We start from the raw sequence: 15,504 nt of genomic DNA on the forward strand, positions 1-15,504 counted from the left end.
CGCGATCATTTGGGAGCGTGATCTGGGCATCGTCCACAAGCTGCTGGTCACCCCGGCGCACCGCAGCGCGCTGGTGCTCGGCAAGGCGCTGGCAGCGGGCTTGAGGGGGCTGGTGCAGGCAACCGTGGTCTATCTCGTGGCCATTGCCCTGAGCGTGGCCGTACGGTGGGAGTTGAAGCAGATACTTATCATGGCCGCCGCCGTTTTTCTTGGGTCATGCATTTTCTCGACGTTCTCGCTGGTCATCGCCTGCATCGTCAAGACGCGCGAACGGTTTATGGGCATCGGCCAGGTGCTCACGATGCCCTTGTTCTTTGCGTCGAATGCGATCTATCCGCTGGAGCTGATGCCGGCCTGGCTGAGATCGATTGCCGCATTCAACCCGCTGACCTATCTGGTGGACGCATTGCGCGGCGTGATCATTGTCGGCGGAAGGAGTGCCTACGCCCAAAGCACGAGTTTCAGCGTGATGGTGTTGACCTTCGCCGTGCTTCTGGCCATCGCATCCAGGCTTTATCCGGGACTGGCGCGCTGATCCGTGCCGGGCACTCAGGATGTGTGCAGGAGATGGTCCGCGAGACAGGCGCCGATGCCGAAGGTGATCAGGCTGCCTGCGATCATTGCCAGGTCGAGCATGGCAGCGCAGATGCCGGCGCTGATCACGCCGACGCCAAGGATCAGCAGCGGCCGCAGCTTTCCCGCCGCGGCGGGGCCGGGTGTCGTGTCCGTGTCCTGCGCATCCGGCGTCAATAGCAGAAAAAGTGGGCAGCGTTGACACTGGCTCTCGTCAAACGAGGGCAACTTGAGGCATTCGTCGCATGCGCTTGTGTGCATGGTTCCCATGGATGCAAGATCATGGCAGAGCGATTCTGCTCAAGAAAAGATTACATCTTTGCATGGCCGCGAGCGCAGCCGCGACATGGGGAAAATCGGAATTTCTTGATGTGGGATAAGCGCGTATGCAAGAGAGGATTTGCCGGTCAGACGAGTTCGAGGACCGCGCCGTTGCGCCCGACTTTGCACATGCTGTTTGCCGGCATGACTTTCTCGCGGCCGTCGGCTGCTCTGAGAAACAGCCATCCGTCGCAGGCCTGGGTGACGGTGGCGCGAAACTCGGTGATGCCCCTTGCGTTGCATTGCATGACGATCTCGCGCCGGAACGCCACCGTATCGCCGACTTGTATCTTGCGCATTTCCATCCTCTCGAGAAGCCTTGTTCCCGGTAGACAGGTTCCGCATGACAATGTTCCCTGCTGTAAATCTGTTATGCCACGGGAAAAGCGAGACCTCCGACATGAAAGTTGTGTTCGCACAAAACGTGACTGTGCCGGCGCATTGAATAATACGCAACGATCCCAATTCCACGTGCCGAGGGAGATACAAATTGAAAAACGCGATTAACGCGGAATATGACGTCGCGCCGCCGCGCGGATTTATCGACAAGATCCTCTCTTCACAGCGGCGCAAGCTGTTCGACGCTTTCACGGCCTTCAAGCAGGGCGACAACAATGGAAGCGTACTGAATGTGCGCGTCGCACTGCCCGACGATGCGGCGGATCATGGGGATTATCTGTTTGCGTGGAGCGGCCCGCAGCAGCGCGCCAACATCACCACCTTCCATCTCGGCACGCCGGCTGGCAATCGGCGGCAGCCGTCGGGCGACATGCGCCTGCCTTATGACGACGGTGAGTTTGACTGGGTGGTGTGCAACGAAGTGATCGAGCGCGTGGGCGACTTCGGGAAACAGTTTGCGCTGGTGCAGGAGCTGGCTCGCGTATCCGGCAAGGGCTTGTTCGTGACGACCGCGAATCGGCGCTATCCGATCGAATTCAACACGCGCTTGCCGTTCCTGCATTGGCTGCCGCGCAAGTGGTGGTGGCGCGCGCTGAAGTGGTCGGGCAGGAATAGATCGGCGGCCGCATCGAAACTCAATCTGGTGGACGCGGCCGCGCTGTACAAATTTGCCAGTCTGCTACCCGGCAAGCCGGAACACGATGTCGGACATAAACGCGTCTTCGGCATCAAGGCGCATTTTTTCCTGATGGTCCGGAAGGAGAAAGACTGAAGTCAATGCAACATGGACTGCATGCGATTGCGAGCATTGTCAATTGATCCAGGAATGGAACCCGTCATCGCGTTGATAGTAATCCGCATTGCCCGATGCGCCCGATTGCGCACCCGTCGTCCCGGAACTGCCGCCTGTGTTGCGATGCATTCCCATGCCGGAGCAGCCGGCCAGTAGGGCGATCATGACTGTGATCATGAGTGATTTCATTGCATACCTCCAAGGTGCGTCAAACGAGGTATCAATATAGGCGGCGCACCTTCCACATGTGATCGGCAACATGACCGGCGCGTGATGTGGCGCAAAGGTGCTGCGCATTCGCATTCCGCTCGCTAACACAAATGCGCATTTCCATTGCATCGGTTTCCGAGATCAGCGGCCATAGATGCCAGTCAATGTTGCTGTCGCAATTTGATGGGCATGCAAGGCCGATGCGATCGATGCAGGCGGCGCATCGGCGGCGACAGGCAGCTTGTCGATATCGAGCGCGTGCACGGTGAGCACATAGTGGTGCGGCTTGTCGCCCTTTGGCGGGCAGGCGCCGCCGAAATCGAAGCTGCCGAAATCGTTGCGGCCATGTCGCGCGCCATCCGGCAGTTTTTCCTTCTTGCCGGCGCCGCTGTCGAGCCGGGTCACCGAGCCGGGGATGTCGATCACGATCCAGTGCCACCAGCCCTTGCCGTTCGCCGCGTCCGGGTCATGCATGGTCACGGCGAAGCTCCTGGTGTTCGATGGCGCCCCGGACCATTCAAGTTGCGGCGACCGGTTGCCGCCTTCGCAGCCACTGCCCCGATATACCTGGTCGGACTTGAGCGTCGTGTTGTCGCGGACGTCCGCGCTGCGGACATGAAAGCCCTGCGCCAGGGCATCGCCAGCGAGGAGCGCGAACAGAAAAAGCGCGGAGCTCAGGTATCGCATGCGCGACTCCTTTCATGGATCGCCCGCGGCAGGGCGGGACGCGGTTCTGGCAATCGCCTCAAAAAAGGCTAATCTGTTCTCAAAGGTTTCGACCATGCATGAAGGACGAGGCGCAAGTCCGCAGGTGCCATCTTGCGGCGAAACATTGTTTGCGGCGCATGAATCCAAGCGCGCCACCCTCACAGGAGAATTTTATGCAATCCACATTCCACGCGTCCGATTCCGGTCAAGCCGTGATTCGGAACACGACGGCGATAGACAATGAGCAACTGGTCGTGACGCTGCATCCCGGAAACGATTCCATGGTCGATATCCAGATCAAGGAAGAAGTATCGGACGGCGAACTGGTGTCGAATTCGATTTCAATCAATCAGCCGAACATGCAAAAACTGGTGGCTTGGCTGCGCGATCAGGGCGTGGTCGATTGAACATTCGCTAGTGCTTGAGCAGCGTCATCGCGATCTTGCGTGCCTCTTCCTCGGCAGCGCGCTCGGTCGGGAATACGGTCTCCACCGCGACGCGCTGGTGCGGAAACACTTCGTTCCTATGCATCGGATTGTGAGACGGTCCGTAGATCGCGACATAGGCGCCCCAGCCTTCGACATCGGCAAGCCGGATGCCCGAATATTCGATGTCGAATTCACCTATCGTCTCCTGTGCCATCGCGGCCTCCGGCAATTCAAGCGGATACATGCGTATATTCATCACCCCCTTGACGGAACGCGCATTCCCTTTCCGTACGCGGTGCTAGTCTGGTAGCAGGGCAGGAAATCAGGGTTTCATACGGGGGAACAAATGCCAGTCTACGAATATACGCGCCGTGCGGGAAAACAATACACCTATACCATTGAGTACGATCAAGGGGAGTATTTCATTCATCGCGATGGACAGATGAAAAAATCCTTCCCCGATGCCATGGCGTCCGGCATGGCGCCGCACGAGGCCACTCCGGACCTGATGCTGCGCATGGCGATCGCCGACATCGAGGCGCTCAACGGCATGGAAGAATGAACGGCGGAAAGCGGTTCCGGTTAACTAGCTGTGTCGAGTTGCAGATTGCCAAGCACCGCGCGCAATGCCTTGCTGTAGAGCGAGGTGAGGTTGTCCATGGTCTCCAGCAAGCGCTCGCTGCTGGTGGCGACATTTTTCAGGTTGCTTGCCGTGTCGCCACGACCGAGCAGGGCCTGCTCGAAAAACATCCACTGCGTCTTTGCCAGATCGATCTCGCGACGGATCTGCGTGTTGCTTAGCGGCGAGGCCTCCAGGGCCGCCAGCGTATTCTTGAATTCGGTTCGATACGGCTCGGTGCCAGCCTTGCCATTGCCCAGCGCTGCCGCGAAATACAGGCGGGCCATGCGTTGCGACAGCATGCGCTGACGCCCCGAGGCATTGACCACGCCGGCACTCGATGCCTGCGCGCGTCCCTCGAAAACGGCAGTCAGGTTCTCGGCATCGGTAACGATTTTGTCTGTCAGTCGATGGACCGCCACCACATTGGCCTTGTTCGGCGGCAGCGCAAGCGCTTTCGCGTAGGAGCGATAACTCGCGGCAATGGCGTCGAGCGCCACCCTCGCCAGTGGCGGGAGCGGTGCGCGATTGATGAAGGTCAGGTTTTCCTCGAAGTGCTTCTGCGACTGCGCGAGTTGCTCTTGCGCCTTGTCCGGCATCAGGTTGAGCGCGAGCTGCGCATAAGCCTTGCCCATGCGTTCGGCGAGCATGCGAAGCCGCCCCGCTTCATTGATCAACTCGCTCGCATCCGGCGCGACCGCGCGCGGCGACACCGGCACGGGTGTCGGGGGCGGATTGGCGGCGACGACGATCGAGCAGGAAACTGCCAGCGTGAGCGCACTGACCACCTGACGCAACATAGATGAATTCTCCTTTCGTATGGGCGGCATGATGCGAGCGTATGGTGCCGGATCGCATGGCAGCCGGCCATATGCAGCTTGGACTATTGCAGAAACGCCCGAACATTGATCCACATTCATTTCCTCCCGGGAGCGATGCGGGCGAGACTGTGAGTCTTGCTTACTCGCAGACGACGGAGTTGGGCTCACGAACTTGCGCAAGGCCGTGGTCACGTGCGGGCATGATCGTGACGATCGACCTTTACCGTCGTGCGTGTGCTTCCTATGCTGTGATTTCCATAACAGGCATTACAGGAGGTGACGATGGAAACCGCGACCTATCGCAAAGTACATTGGAGAGCCGACATTCAGGTTGACGAATTGGCGAGCGGGAAGTTCCAGGGCATGGTCTTGCTGCTGCACGATGGCCGGCCGACTTCAGAGCAGGTCGTGCATCGGACGGTCGATGTGTTCGATACGCAGGAAGGCGCGCTGGTGGAAGCGAAGGTGCTGGCCAATCGCATGCTCGGCGAACTGCAGTGAGTCGGTGCTGGCCGCATTGCGCTCATGCAATCGCTCGCAAGGAGATACGTGAAATCCGGCGTGGCGCGGCATGGATGCTTGACGATGGTCAGATTGCTCAGTCAGGAAATCCCGAACACTGATGGTGCTGTGCATGTACGGCCCCCTGACAAAATGGCGCAGCCGGCGCCAATCAATCGAGAATTCCTGTCGCGCATCGCAGGCGCGACAAGTGTCCGAACGAAGGATGCAGCGGCTTTGTGCGGGAGGGCTGCCCTAAGAGCCTGATCAGGCTCCAATCCTGGCGCAAGCTGGAGCGGCGACACATCGTCGTCGCTTACGAAGGCGCTGGCAATGAGGAGGCATCAACATGAAACGGTTTAGCATCTCCCTCGCAGCATCCACTTCATCCCTGCTCAGCCTTGTTCCCCTGATTTTCTCCGGTGCCGCGAACGCGGGCGGCTTTGCCCTCAATGAGATGAGTTCATCGAGCCTCGGCAACGCGCATGCCGGCGGCGCCGCGGCGGCCGAAGATGTCGGCACCATCTTCTACAATCCCGCCGGTCTGGCACGCTTGCCGGGACGTCAGTTCATGGTGAACGGCGCGGCGATTCGTCCCTCGGCGGAATTCAGCAATCGCGGTTCGGTGAGCGCCACCGGCGGGCCGCTTGCCGGCGGCAACGGCGGCGATGCCGGCGACTGGGCCTTCGTGCCCGCGCTGTTCTATGCGATGGACATCAATCCGCGCATGCGTTTCGGCATCGGCGTGCAGGCACCGTTCGGCCTCAAGACCGAATATGACGCCGGCTGGGTAGGACGCTACCAGGCGCTCAAGTCGGAACTCAAGACGGTCAACATCAATCCTGTGCTCGCGTACCAGGCCAACGACCAGGTTTCCCTTGGTGCCGGCATCAGCGCGCAGTACATCAAAGTCGATCTGTCGCGCGCGATTGATTTCGGTACGGTATGCGTCGGCAGCCTCGGCCCGGCCGCCTGCGCGCCGGCCGGCTTCCTGCCGCAATCGAGGGATGGCGCCGTCAGCGTGGAAGGCAATGACTGGGGCTACGGATTCAACCTCGGCGCGCTGTTCACGCCGAATGAAAGCATGCGCTTCGGCGTCGCCTACCGTTCCAAGATCACGCACAGCTTGTCCGGCGATGCGAGTTATAGCCGCCCGGCAGGTTTGCCTGCGCCGCTCGCGGCGTCGCCCGTCTTTACCGACACCGGCGTGAGCGCCGGCCTGACCTTGCCCGATTCGTTCAGCATGAGCGCGTATGCCGATCTCAACCGGAAATGGGCAGCCATGGCTGATGCGACATGGATGCACTGGAGTCGTTTCAAGGAACTGCGCATTCACTTCAACAACGGCGCGCCCGACAGTGTCACGCCCGAGCAGTGGCGCAACACCTGGCGCGTATCGCTGGGCGTCAATTATCGCCATAACGACACATGGAAACTGCGCGGCGGCATCGCGTTCGACCAGACGCCAGTGCCCAATGGCTTGCGCACGCCGCGCGTTCCCGATGCGAACCGCCGCTGGCTGGCGTTCGGCGCGCAGTTCAAGCCTTCACGGCACGACAGCTGGGACGTCGGTTTCGCCCACCTGTTTGTGCACGATGCATCGATCAACAAGGCGGAACCGCCGGTGGGCGGAACGCTGATTGGCGATTACAACAACGATGTGAATATCTTGAGCGTGCAGTACAACCGCTTGTTCTGAACGGACCGCTACCGCGGCGATGGCAGCGAGCCGATCATGTTGCCATCAATCGCCGAAATACGTGTCGCCGGGTTTCTGATGCTGAAATTGATAGAGGTCGTCGCCGGCGCTGGCACCGCTGGTTCCGCTCATGCCGCTTGTGTCCTGCATGCGTGTTCCGGCGCAGCCTGCCAACAAGATTGCTGCGAGAATAATAGGAAGGGCTTTCATGACAGTATCTCCGATGCAAATGAATCCTCCCTGATTAAGAACGCGTTTCGTTTTGAAGCGCGTTTCAATTCGTGATGGCTTCAATATAGATGCCGCCTCTGTGAATCACTACCGGAGAGTGGTGCGATGCACACAGGTTTGATTTATCGCAGAGGACATGGAGATGCAGAAAATTTGCAGCGATTTTCGCGCTTGTCCATGGCTGGCAGGAAGCGCAAGGCGCCGACATGGTTGTCGTTTGATGGCCGGAAAATCATGGCTGCATCACAACTTCTGCAGGCGTCAGCGGGAACGGCGTGCGGGGCAGGAATGCGAAGTCGCGGGCCGCGCAAACTTGTCCTTGCACGACCCGCGGATGACGAAAATTTCCTACAGCGGCTTCAGTCCGGCGCGTGCCTTTTCCATCCAGCCGAGCGCCGGGGCATGCAGGCTTTGTATGTAGAGGCGGTCGGATGTTTCGGTCACGCCGGTCGTCTCCGGGTAGGCTCCGCTCGGGTCCTGCAGGTCGGCGACGACTTTGCCGTCTTCATCGAATGCGATCACATGGCCATAGGCGGGCGGCACCGGCCACATCGACTTGGGCAAACGCATGGTGATCTTGCGCAGGAAGGGCTTGCCGGCCATCTTGTCGATCGCCGCGCCGCGCGGTTTGGTGAAGCCGAGCCAGATGCGGCCTTGCATCCCGCGCATCAGATTGTCCGGATAGCCGGGCAGATTCGACAGCACGAGACGTGCCTGAGGCGTTCCGCTCAGCGATGCCTTCGCGCTTAATACGCGCGCATTCACGTCCACCTTCCACACGCGATATTCGCCGGTCTCGGCCACAAACAGCGACTTCTCGTCGGCGGACAGCGCCAGTCCGTTGGCGAAGGCCAGGTCGTTCATCACCACCTCGGTGCGATGGTTGACAGGGTCATGCACCAGCACGCGGCCGGTGGCGGCGTGTTCAATGATGTCGAGTACGCTCGCCTCGAAGGTGCCGCCCCATTCCCTTGCGCCGAAGCGGCGCGACGCGTCGGTGAAATAGATCTTGCCATCCTTCGCCACCACGACCGCATCCGCGTAACGGATCGGATCGTCGCCATCATCGAGCCTGACCTTGTCGACCAGCACTTCGGCCGTCTTGCCGGCATCGAGTCCGACGCCGACTTCGAGCGCCAGCACTCCGCGCATCGCATCGGCGGCGATCAGGCGGCCGCGCGCATCGAAATCGAAACCGAGCACCCGACCACCGGTCGCTGCCCATACCTCGGGTGCGGAGCCGTCGGCGTTCATGCGCACGATCCTGCCGCCATCCACGGCCGCATACAGCTTGCCGTCGGGACCAAGGGCAACATGCTCGGGACCGGTAGCGCCACCCATCGCAAGCATCGTGAGCCCGGCCAGGCGGGTGTTCCTTGCATGCGCGCCGACATAGCCGGCGTCTTGCGGCGCGTTCCAGGCTTTGGGGTCAACCGGCACGGGCGCGAGCAGCAGATAAGCGACCAGGGCCAGGAACAGAATAACGATGACGAGCAGTGTCTTGCGTAGCACGAGAGTGTCTCCCTTGTTGTTTAAATTGCCATGATGATCATGTCAAATGAACAATTGCGCAAGGGGTGCGCCGCTCAATCAGCCGGAGCGGCGTTGCTCGCGCCCGTTTGAGCGATCGATGGCGATGCCTGCCTGCGAACAGACAGGTATCGTCAGCAAAGACTCAATCGCCGAAATAAATGCTTGACGTGAAGTTGTTCGGATTATTCATCTGGGTGGTGCCCGGGCCGCTCATTGCTTCGCCCGCGCTGCCGGCACCGCTGGTTTGACCCATTCCAGAGCAACTCGCAAGAAGTACACGCGCGAGAATTATCGACAGGCCAACGCATCCCGACTGCTTGCGTTATGCTTTATGCCGTATTGAACACGACAGGAAGCGCAACATGCAAAAACGCACTTTAGTTCGCCTTGCCCTTTGCCTCATGCTTGCGACGAGCATGGGTATTGCGCAGGCACAAGACCTGCGCAGCGTCGACGTGAAGCAGGCGCTGCAGATGAAAAGCCAGGGTGCACTATTGCTCGACGTGCGCGAAGCCGATGAATACACCAGCGGCCACGCACCCGGAAGCACCCTGATCCCGCTTGGGCAACTGGGGGCGCGATTGAAGGAAATCGAAGGCTACCGCAACAAGACCGTAGTGCTGATCTGCCACTCCGGCAGACGCTCCGCAGTGGCGACGGAAATGCTTCGCAAGGCCGGCTTCACCGATGCGAAAAATGTGGAAGGCGGGATGATTGCCTGGGAAAGGAACGGCCTGCCCTTGGCGAAAGGAATGAATTAACAGTGCACAAGGCGGAGACGCGCAGCGTCTTCCGCCCGTGCAGTCAGCAAAGCATCAACGCGTGACCGGCTTGAAGCGGACCCGCTTCGGCTTGGCACCCTCCTCGCCGAGGCGCTTCTTCTTGTCGGCTTCGTACTCCTGGTAATTCCCGTCAAAGAACACCACCTGCGAATCGCCCTCGAACGAAAGGATGTGGGTGGCGATGCGGTCGAGGAACCAGCGATCATGCGAGATCACCATCACGCTGCCGGCGAATTCCAGCAAGGCGTCTTCCAGCGCGCGCAGCGTTTCCACGTCGAGGTCGTTGGACGGTTCGTCCAGCAGCAGCACGTTGCCGCCCATGAGCAGCGTCTTGGCCAGATGCAGGCGGCCGCGTTCGCCGCCGGACAGATTGCCGACGATCTTCTGCTGATCCCCGCCCTTGAAGTTGAAGCGGCCGAGATAGGCGCGTGAGGGCATTTCGAAGCGGCCGACGGTGAGAATGTCGGCGCCGTTCGACACGTCTTCCCACACGGTCTTCTTGTTGTTGAGGTCTTCGCGCGACTGCTCCACCAGCGAGATCTTGGCGGTCGGGCCGACCACCACTTCGCCGCTGTCCGGTTGCTCCTTGCCCGCGATCATCTTGAACAGCGTCGACTTGCCGGCGCCGTTCGGACCGATGATGCCGACGATCGCGCCGGCGGGCACCTTGAAGCTCAGGTTGTCGATCAGCAGGCGGTCGCCGAAAGCCTTGCTCACGTTCTTGAACTCGATCACTTCGTTACCGAGGCGCTCCGCGACCGGGATGAAGATTTCCTGCGTCTCGTTGCGCTTCTGGTATTCGTATTCGCTCAACTCGTTGAAGCGGGCCAGACGCGCCTTGCTCTTGGCCTGGCGGCCCTTCGGATTCTGGCGCACCCACTCCAGTTCCTTCTGGATGGTTTTCTGGCGCGCGGATTCGCTCGACTCTTCCTGCTTCAGGCGGGCTTCCTTCTGCTCCAGCCAGGAGCTGTAATTGCCCTTCCACGGAATGCCATGGCCGCGGTCGAGTTCGAGAATCCATTCGGCCGCGTTGTCGAGGAAGTAGCGATCATGGGTGATGGCGACCACGGTGCCGGGGAAGCGTTGCAGGAATTGCTCCAACCAGTCCACCGATTCCGCATCGAGGTGGTTGGTGGGCTCGTCCAGCAGCAGCATGTCGGGCTTGGACAAGAGCAGGCGGCACAGTGCGACGCGGCGCTTCTCGCCGCCCGACAGCACGCCGATCCTGGCATCCCAGGGCGGCAGGCGCAGCGCGTCGGCGGCCATTTCCAGTTGCTGGTTGAGCGTGTTGCCGTCGCTGGCGGCGATGATCGCTTCCAGACGCGCCTGCTCGGCGGCGAGCGCATCGAAATCCGCATCCGGCTCGGCATAGGCCGCATACACGGCGTCGAGTTTGGCCTGCGCTTCGAACACTTCGCCCAGCGCGGATTCCACCGCCTGGCGCACCGTGTTGTCCGGATCGAGCTGCGGCTCCTGCGGCAGGTAGCCGATGTTCAGGCCGGGCATGGGCACGGCTTCGCCTTCGATTTCCTTGTCGACGCCGGCCATGATCTTGAGCAGCGTCGATTTGCCGGAGCCGTTCAGGCCGAGCACGCCGATCTTGGCGCCCGGGAAAAAGGACAGGGAAATGTCCTTGAGAATCTGTCGCTTGGGCGGGACGATTTTGCCCACGCGATTCATGGTGTAGACGTATTGAGCCATAGGAATTATGCGATGAAGCCAATGAAAAGAAGAGTGTGCAAGGATAACCGATCGGGATGAGCCGCGGGGCGGGAAGGCGGTGCGCGGCGGGGATATATCACAAACGCCCGAAATCTCCATTGAGCGGGAATAAGGCCCTACTAATGAAGTGGTTATTAGTTGATCTGGATCAACGATTCTGCTGCGCTGCGGGAATAAATTGCTTGGCAGTTTCATGTCCAACCAACCAAAAGGTACTCGCAATGAAGAAGTCAGCAGTCATCCTTGCCCTTGCAGCACTTGGCCTCGCATCCCACGCATTCGCACAGCAAAGCCCGTGGCAAATCCGCGCCCGCGCCGTGCAGATCGACCCGGCGGACAAATCCGACGCAGGCGGTCCGCTCGCGCTGCCGGCCGACGCCATCACGGTCAGCAACAAGACCATTCCGGAAGTCGATATTTCCTATTTCTTCTCACCGAACATCGCGGCCGAGCTGATCCTGACCTATCCGCAGAAGCATGATGTCTTCCTCTCCGGCACCAAGATCGGCACCTTCAAGCACCTGCCGCCGACGCTGACGCTGCAATATCACTTCATGCCTGCGGCGCAAGTGAGCCCTTACCTTGGTGCCGGCGTGAACTACACCAACATCTCCAGCGTCAGCTTGCTCAACGGTGCCGGCTCGCTCGATCACCACAGCTTCGGACTCGCGCTGCAGGCCGGCGTGGATTTCAAGATTGACAAGAACTGGTCGCTCAACCTGGACGTGAAAAAAGTCCAGATCCGCAGCGATGTGATGGTAAGTGGCGCCAAGGTCAGCGCGGTCAAGGTTGATCCGCTGCTGATCGGCCTGGGTGTCGGCTATCGCTTCTGATTGCGTCTCGCCGAAAAAAAGCCGGTCGATCGACCGGCTTTTTTTCTAGGACGCAGGCTGTTTCATTCGCCAGTTCCGCCACAAGCCTTCCAGTGTGTAGACCGCCAGCGCACTCCAGATCAATGAAAATCCGATCAGCTTCACATTCCCGAAGGGTTCGTGGTAAAGCCAGACGCCGAGCAGGAGTTGCAGAGTCGGGCCGATGTACTGCAGCAGGCCGAGCAGCGAGAGCGGAATGCGGCGTGCGCCGTAGGCGAACATCAGGAGCGGTACCGCCGTGATCGGACCGGCCGCCAGCAGCAGCAATTGCTGGGAAACGGGCGCGCCGGCAAAACTGTTCTGCTGATGCGAGGCGAGCAGCAGCAGGCTGCCCAGTGCGATCGGAAAGAGCAGCATCGTTTCCAGCGAAAAGCCTTCCAGCGCGCCGAGCGACGCCGTCTTGCGCAGCAATCCATACAGGCCGAAGGTGGTGGCCAGTGCGAGCGCGATCCAGGGCAATTGCGCCGTATGCCAGGTCAGCCACAACACGCCGCCGGCCGCCAGCGCGACTGCCGCCCATTGCGCCGGGCGCAGGCGCTCGCCGAGGATGAGATAACCGAGCAGCACGCTGAACAGCGGATTGATGAAATAACCCAGGCTGGAATCGACCACGCGTCCGTTGTTGACCGCCCAGATGTAGATGAACCAGTTGCCCGAGAGTGCCAGCGCGCTGGCAGCGAAACCCGCCAGCACCTTCGGCTTGCGCGCCACGTCCGCCAGCCACGACCACTGCTTGCGCCACGCGAGCACGATCACGACGAACACCAGCGACCAGACCATGCGATGCAACAGGATTTCGACCGGGGGAACGGCTTGCAAGGCCTTGAAGTAGACGGGGAACACGCCCCAGATGGCATACGCACAGGCGGCGTACAGTATTCCAGCTTGCATAATCGGTCGCTCAAAAAGACAGGCGCTTATTATCCCAGCAATTCAGAAATCGAGCGTTCGCGGTAAAGTACTGATCTGCGAGATTGCGCCGCGAACAGGGCGTTGGCACAATGCCCTGTGTTCCTCCTTTCATCAGTCGTATCACTTGTCGATTGCACATCATGAGCTCCCCTTCCGACCCGCTTCTCAACATGCTTCGCGATGCCGCATGGGCCAAATCGCTCACCGCCGATCAACTGGCGCGCGTGGAGGCGGATACGATCGAACGCTTCGTTCCCGCTGGCGGCTACGCCTGCCGCAAGGGCGAGTCGGTCGACTACTGGGTGGGCACGATGGACGGCTTGCTGAAGATGAGCTGCGTTTCGCCGGAGGGCAAGATCATCACCTTCACCGGCGTGCTCGCCGGCGCCTGGTTCGGCGAGGGATCGCTGCTCAAGGACGGGCCGCGCCAATATGACGTCATCGCCTTGCGCGATTCGCGACTTGCCCTGATGCCGCGCGCGACCTTCCACTGGCTGCTCGACAACAGCATCGGTTTCAATCGCTTCGTGATGACGCTTCTGAACGAGCGCCTCGGCATGTTCATTTCGCTGGTCGAATTCGACCGCATGCTCGACACCACCGCGCGGCTGGCGCGATGCCTGGCCGCCTTGTTCAATCCGCATCTCAATCCGGGCATCAGCCTGAAATTGAAGATTTCACAAGAGGAGCTGGGCTACTTGTGCAATGCTTCGCGCCAGCGCGTCAACATCTCGCTCAAGCGGCTGGAAGAAGCCGGACTGGTGACCGTGGAGTATGGCGGCGTTACCGTGCTCGACCTGGACGGTTTGCGCAGTTTCCAGTCCAAGTAGAGATCACAGCGACGTCGCCGAGCGCGCAGCCTGATCGTACAGCCCCGACAGCATGCGCAGATAGCGCGCCAGCTCGGCCAGCTCGAAACTCTCGGTGCCGTCACCGCTCAGACTCGATACCAGCACCTGCTCGCGGATTTCGAAATAGCGCTTGCACAGGTCGCGGCCGCGATCGTTGGTCGAGTACAGCACTTCCTTGCCGCGCCGCTCGGTCTGCACCAGTCCGAGCGACAGCAGTTTCTTCAGAGAGTAGTTGACCACATGCGTATCCTCGATATTGAGGATGAAGGCGATGTCGGCGAGTTTTTTCTCTCGAGCGCGATGGTTGATGTGATGCAGCACGAGCACATCGGTGATCGTCATGTCCTTCATGCCGGCCGCCGCCATGCAGCGTACCGCCCAGCGATTGAATGCATTGCCGGCGATGATGAGGCCGAATTCAAATTCACTCAGCTCCGTGCTCTTGCCGGACGCGAGGTGGGCCGATGAGACGATGGGCACTTTGGAGGCCGGTGTGGGGGAGGTGGCGGTCGGGTTGTCCGACGGGCTCTTTTCTTTCGTCATTGCGGAACTCCGGATAATCGGTGCGGCGTGAGTGATGGCTGTCAGGTGAGCAGTATATTATCCGGGGCGCCATTGCCACAATGCCTGTGTCCTGCCGGCAGAGGTGTCGCCGGCAGGATGCACTTTCTGACTTACTTCATTTTTGCCGGCAGCGCGGTGACGATGTCGGGGAAGAAGTAGACCAGCAGCACCGCCGCCACCATGAGCAGGAACATGGGGAATGCGGTTTTCGCGATATGGCTGATTTCCCGCTTGGTCAGGCCCTGCAGCACGAACAGGTTGAAGCCGACCGGCGGCGTGATCTGCGCCATCTCGACCACCAGCACGATGAAGATGCCGAACCAAATCAGGTCGATGCCCGCTTTCTGTACGGTCGGCAGCAGCACCGAGATGGTCAGCACCACGATCGAGATGCCGTCGAGGAAGCAGCCGAGCACGACGAACAGCACCATCAAGACCAGGATCAGCATGAAGGGCGACAGATTGAGCGTGCCGACGAATTCCGCCAGGTGGCGCGGCAAGCCGATGAAGCCCATCGACAAGGTGAGGAAGGCGGCACCGGCCAGGATCAGGCCGATCATGCAGTAGACGCGGGTAGCGCCGATCAAGCCGTCGACGAAGGCGGCCCAGGTCAGCGAACCCTCGATACGTGCCAGCATCAATGCGCCGGCCACGCCGAATGCCGCCGCTTCGGTCGCGGTGGCCACGCCCGAATAGATCGAACCCAGCACCGCGACGATCAGCGTCACGACCGGGATCAGATGGCGCGACGCATAGATCTTCTCGGCGAAGCTGGTCGACGCGCCGGCGGCCGGGATGGCGTCCGGATGCCGCAAGGCCCACAACATCACATAGCCCATGAACAGCACCGCCAGCAACAGGCCCGGCAACACCCCGGCGATGAACAGGTCGGCAATCGACACATTGGCCGCCACGCCGTACACGATCATGATGATGGACGGCGGAATCAGCAGCCCGAGCGTGCC

General features: G+C 60.5%; 21 protein-coding genes. 9 read left to right on the forward strand and 12 right to left on the reverse strand.

Annotated elements, in window-relative coordinates:
- A partial coding sequence (locus tag VJ651_RS09965; RefSeq protein WP_324107310.1) for an ABC transporter permease occupies nt 1-535 on the forward strand: 535 nt, incomplete at its 5' end.
- Between the two features lie 14 nt (nt 536-549).
- Here the strand turns inward: VJ651_RS09965 and VJ651_RS09970 are convergent.
- Both VJ651_RS09970 and VJ651_RS09975 read right to left on the reverse strand, forming a co-directional pair.
- Nucleotides 550-834 (reverse strand): hypothetical protein, encoded by a 285-nt coding sequence (locus VJ651_RS09970; protein ID WP_324107311.1) that lies wholly within the window; start codon nt 832-834, stop codon nt 550-552.
- Between the two features lie 146 nt (nt 835-980).
- Nucleotides 981-1,193: a hypothetical protein gene (locus VJ651_RS09975; RefSeq protein ID WP_324107312.1), complete on the reverse strand. Its 213-nt coding sequence runs from the start codon at nt 1,191-1,193 to the stop codon at nt 981-983.
- A gap of 191 nt (nt 1,194-1,384) precedes the next feature.
- Here VJ651_RS09975 and VJ651_RS09980 point away from each other — a divergent pair, with 191 nt between their 5' ends.
- Nucleotides 1,385-2,065 (forward strand): class I SAM-dependent methyltransferase, encoded by a 681-nt coding sequence (locus tag VJ651_RS09980; RefSeq protein WP_324107313.1) that lies wholly within the window; start codon nt 1,385-1,387, stop codon nt 2,063-2,065.
- Nucleotides 2,066-2,104: 39 nt separating this feature from the next.
- Here the strand turns inward: VJ651_RS09980 and VJ651_RS09985 are convergent, their stop codons facing one another.
- Both VJ651_RS09985 and VJ651_RS09990 read right to left on the reverse strand, forming a co-directional pair.
- Nucleotides 2,105-2,275, reverse strand: coding sequence for a hypothetical protein (locus VJ651_RS09985; protein WP_324107314.1), 171 nt, complete (start codon nt 2,273-2,275; stop codon nt 2,105-2,107).
- Between the two features lie 162 nt (nt 2,276-2,437).
- Nucleotides 2,438-2,983, reverse strand: a complete 546-nt coding sequence (locus VJ651_RS09990) for a YbhB/YbcL family Raf kinase inhibitor-like protein (RefSeq protein WP_324107315.1) — start codon at nt 2,981-2,983, stop codon at nt 2,438-2,440.
- Between the two features lie 194 nt (nt 2,984-3,177).
- Here VJ651_RS09990 and VJ651_RS09995 point away from each other — a divergent pair, with 194 nt between their 5' ends.
- A complete protein-coding gene (locus VJ651_RS09995) occupies nt 3,178-3,411 on the forward strand; it encodes a hypothetical protein (protein ID WP_136419619.1) in 234 nt (77 codons plus the stop codon).
- Between the two features lie 7 nt (nt 3,412-3,418).
- On the opposite strand, the gene VJ651_RS10000 is transcribed toward VJ651_RS09995, so the two are convergent.
- Nucleotides 3,419-3,676 (reverse strand): hypothetical protein, encoded by a 258-nt coding sequence (locus VJ651_RS10000; protein WP_324107316.1) that lies wholly within the window; start codon nt 3,674-3,676, stop codon nt 3,419-3,421.
- Between the two features lie 102 nt (nt 3,677-3,778).
- On the opposite strand from VJ651_RS10000, the gene VJ651_RS10005 reads away from it, so the two are divergent.
- Nucleotides 3,779-3,994 carry a hypothetical protein gene (locus VJ651_RS10005; protein ID WP_324107317.1) on the forward strand — a complete coding sequence of 72 codons (216 nt, stop codon included), beginning with the start codon at nt 3,779-3,781 and terminating at the stop codon, nt 3,992-3,994.
- Between the two features lie 20 nt (nt 3,995-4,014).
- On the opposite strand, the gene VJ651_RS10010 is transcribed toward VJ651_RS10005, so the two are convergent.
- Nucleotides 4,015-4,851: a type IV pili methyl-accepting chemotaxis transducer N-terminal domain-containing protein gene (locus VJ651_RS10010; RefSeq protein WP_324107318.1), complete on the reverse strand. Its 837-nt coding sequence runs from the start codon at nt 4,849-4,851 to the stop codon at nt 4,015-4,017.
- 303 nt (nt 4,852-5,154) lie between these two features.
- Between VJ651_RS10010 and VJ651_RS10015 the strand changes: the two genes are divergently transcribed.
- Both VJ651_RS10015 and VJ651_RS10020 read left to right on the forward strand, forming a co-directional pair.
- On the forward strand, nt 5,155-5,373 hold the full coding sequence (locus VJ651_RS10015; RefSeq protein ID WP_324107319.1) for a hypothetical protein: 219 nt from the start codon (nt 5,155-5,157) through the stop codon (nt 5,371-5,373).
- Nucleotides 5,374-5,722: 349 nt separating this feature from the next.
- Nucleotides 5,723-7,072 (forward strand): OmpP1/FadL family transporter, encoded by a 1,350-nt coding sequence (locus VJ651_RS10020; RefSeq protein ID WP_324107320.1) that lies wholly within the window; start codon nt 5,723-5,725, stop codon nt 7,070-7,072.
- Nucleotides 7,073-7,117: 45 nt separating this feature from the next.
- Here the strand turns inward: VJ651_RS10020 and VJ651_RS10025 are convergent, their stop codons facing one another.
- Nucleotides 7,118-7,282 carry a hypothetical protein gene (locus tag VJ651_RS10025; protein WP_324107321.1) on the reverse strand — a complete coding sequence of 55 codons (165 nt, stop codon included), beginning with the start codon at nt 7,280-7,282 and terminating at the stop codon, nt 7,118-7,120.
- 369 nt (nt 7,283-7,651) lie between these two features.
- On the reverse strand, nt 7,652-8,815 hold the full coding sequence (locus VJ651_RS10030; RefSeq protein WP_324107322.1) for an SMP-30/gluconolactonase/LRE family protein: 1,164 nt from the start codon (nt 8,813-8,815) through the stop codon (nt 7,652-7,654).
- 383 nt (nt 8,816-9,198) lie between these two features.
- Between VJ651_RS10030 and VJ651_RS10035 the strand changes: the two genes are divergently transcribed.
- Nucleotides 9,199-9,597 (forward strand): rhodanese-like domain-containing protein, encoded by a 399-nt coding sequence (locus VJ651_RS10035; RefSeq protein ID WP_324107323.1) that lies wholly within the window; start codon nt 9,199-9,201, stop codon nt 9,595-9,597.
- Nucleotides 9,598-9,651: 54 nt separating this feature from the next.
- Here VJ651_RS10035 and ettA read toward each other — a convergent pair whose 3' ends face one another.
- Complete coding sequence (ettA, locus tag VJ651_RS10040) at nt 9,652-11,319, reverse strand: energy-dependent translational throttle protein EttA (RefSeq protein ID WP_324107324.1); 1,668 nt, start codon at nt 11,317-11,319, stop codon at nt 9,652-9,654.
- Nucleotides 11,320-11,561: 242 nt separating this feature from the next.
- Here ettA and VJ651_RS10045 point away from each other — a divergent pair, with 242 nt between their 5' ends.
- Nucleotides 11,562-12,173: an OmpW/AlkL family protein gene (locus VJ651_RS10045; protein WP_292936762.1), complete on the forward strand. Its 612-nt coding sequence runs from the start codon at nt 11,562-11,564 to the stop codon at nt 12,171-12,173.
- Between the two features lie 45 nt (nt 12,174-12,218).
- Here VJ651_RS10045 and rarD read toward each other — a convergent pair whose 3' ends face one another.
- Entirely contained in the window at nt 12,219-13,103 is an 885-nt protein-coding gene (gene rarD / locus VJ651_RS10050; RefSeq protein ID WP_324107325.1) for an EamA family transporter RarD, read from the reverse strand.
- 161 nt (nt 13,104-13,264) lie between these two features.
- Between rarD and VJ651_RS10055 the strand changes: the two genes are divergently transcribed.
- A complete protein-coding gene (locus tag VJ651_RS10055) occupies nt 13,265-13,954 on the forward strand; it encodes a Crp/Fnr family transcriptional regulator (protein ID WP_324107326.1) in 690 nt (229 codons plus the stop codon).
- Nucleotides 13,955-13,957: 3 nt separating this feature from the next.
- Here VJ651_RS10055 and VJ651_RS10060 read toward each other — a convergent pair whose 3' ends face one another.
- Nucleotides 13,958-14,518 (reverse strand): winged helix DNA-binding protein, encoded by a 561-nt coding sequence (locus VJ651_RS10060; RefSeq protein WP_324107327.1) that lies wholly within the window; start codon nt 14,516-14,518, stop codon nt 13,958-13,960.
- 131 nt (nt 14,519-14,649) lie between these two features.
- Nucleotides 14,650-15,504 (reverse strand): TRAP transporter large permease (locus tag VJ651_RS10065; protein ID WP_324107328.1); only part of this gene is annotated, 855 nt, incomplete at its 5' end.

Origin of the sequence: Noviherbaspirillum sp. (assembly GCF_035254865.1) — a bacterium.
Lineage (GTDB): Bacteria > Pseudomonadota > Gammaproteobacteria > Burkholderiales > Burkholderiaceae_D > Noviherbaspirillum.

What these genes read in the sequence shown, in the direction of transcription:
- rarD (WP_324107325.1), bottom strand. Translation starts at nt 13,103, where the DNA reads ATGCAAGCTGGAATACTGTACGCCGCCTGTGCGTATGCCATCTGGGGC.
- VJ651_RS10025 (WP_324107321.1), bottom strand. Translation starts at nt 7,282, where the DNA reads ATGAAAGCCCTTCCTATTATTCTCGCAGCAATCTTGTTGGCAGGCTGC.
- VJ651_RS10010 (WP_324107318.1), bottom strand. Translation starts at nt 4,851, where the DNA reads ATGTTGCGTCAGGTGGTCAGTGCGCTCACGCTGGCAGTTTCCTGCTCG.
- VJ651_RS10000 (WP_324107316.1), bottom strand. Translation starts at nt 3,676, where the DNA reads ATGTATCCGCTTGAATTGCCGGAGGCCGCGATGGCACAGGAGACGATA.
- VJ651_RS10020 (WP_324107320.1), top strand. Translation starts at nt 5,723, where the DNA reads ATGAAACGGTTTAGCATCTCCCTCGCAGCATCCACTTCATCCCTGCTC.
- VJ651_RS10005 (WP_324107317.1), top strand. Translation starts at nt 3,779, where the DNA reads ATGCCAGTCTACGAATATACGCGCCGTGCGGGAAAACAATACACCTAT.
- ettA (WP_324107324.1), bottom strand. Translation starts at nt 11,319, where the DNA reads ATGGCTCAATACGTCTACACCATGAATCGCGTGGGCAAAATCGTCCCG.
- VJ651_RS09990 (WP_324107315.1), bottom strand. Translation starts at nt 2,983, where the DNA reads ATGCGATACCTGAGCTCCGCGCTTTTTCTGTTCGCGCTCCTCGCTGGC.
- VJ651_RS09970 (WP_324107311.1), bottom strand. Translation starts at nt 834, where the DNA reads ATGCACACAAGCGCATGCGACGAATGCCTCAAGTTGCCCTCGTTTGAC.
- VJ651_RS10015 (WP_324107319.1), top strand. Translation starts at nt 5,155, where the DNA reads ATGGAAACCGCGACCTATCGCAAAGTACATTGGAGAGCCGACATTCAG.
- VJ651_RS09985 (WP_324107314.1), bottom strand. Translation starts at nt 2,275, where the DNA reads ATGAAATCACTCATGATCACAGTCATGATCGCCCTACTGGCCGGCTGC.
- VJ651_RS09975 (WP_324107312.1), bottom strand. Translation starts at nt 1,193, where the DNA reads ATGCGCAAGATACAAGTCGGCGATACGGTGGCGTTCCGGCGCGAGATC.
- VJ651_RS10055 (WP_324107326.1), top strand. Translation starts at nt 13,265, where the DNA reads ATGAGCTCCCCTTCCGACCCGCTTCTCAACATGCTTCGCGATGCCGCA.
- VJ651_RS09995 (WP_136419619.1), top strand. Translation starts at nt 3,178, where the DNA reads ATGCAATCCACATTCCACGCGTCCGATTCCGGTCAAGCCGTGATTCGG.
- VJ651_RS10045 (WP_292936762.1), top strand. Translation starts at nt 11,562, where the DNA reads ATGAAGAAGTCAGCAGTCATCCTTGCCCTTGCAGCACTTGGCCTCGCA.
- VJ651_RS10035 (WP_324107323.1), top strand. Translation starts at nt 9,199, where the DNA reads ATGCAAAAACGCACTTTAGTTCGCCTTGCCCTTTGCCTCATGCTTGCG.
- VJ651_RS10060 (WP_324107327.1), bottom strand. Translation starts at nt 14,518, where the DNA reads ATGACGAAAGAAAAGAGCCCGTCGGACAACCCGACCGCCACCTCCCCC.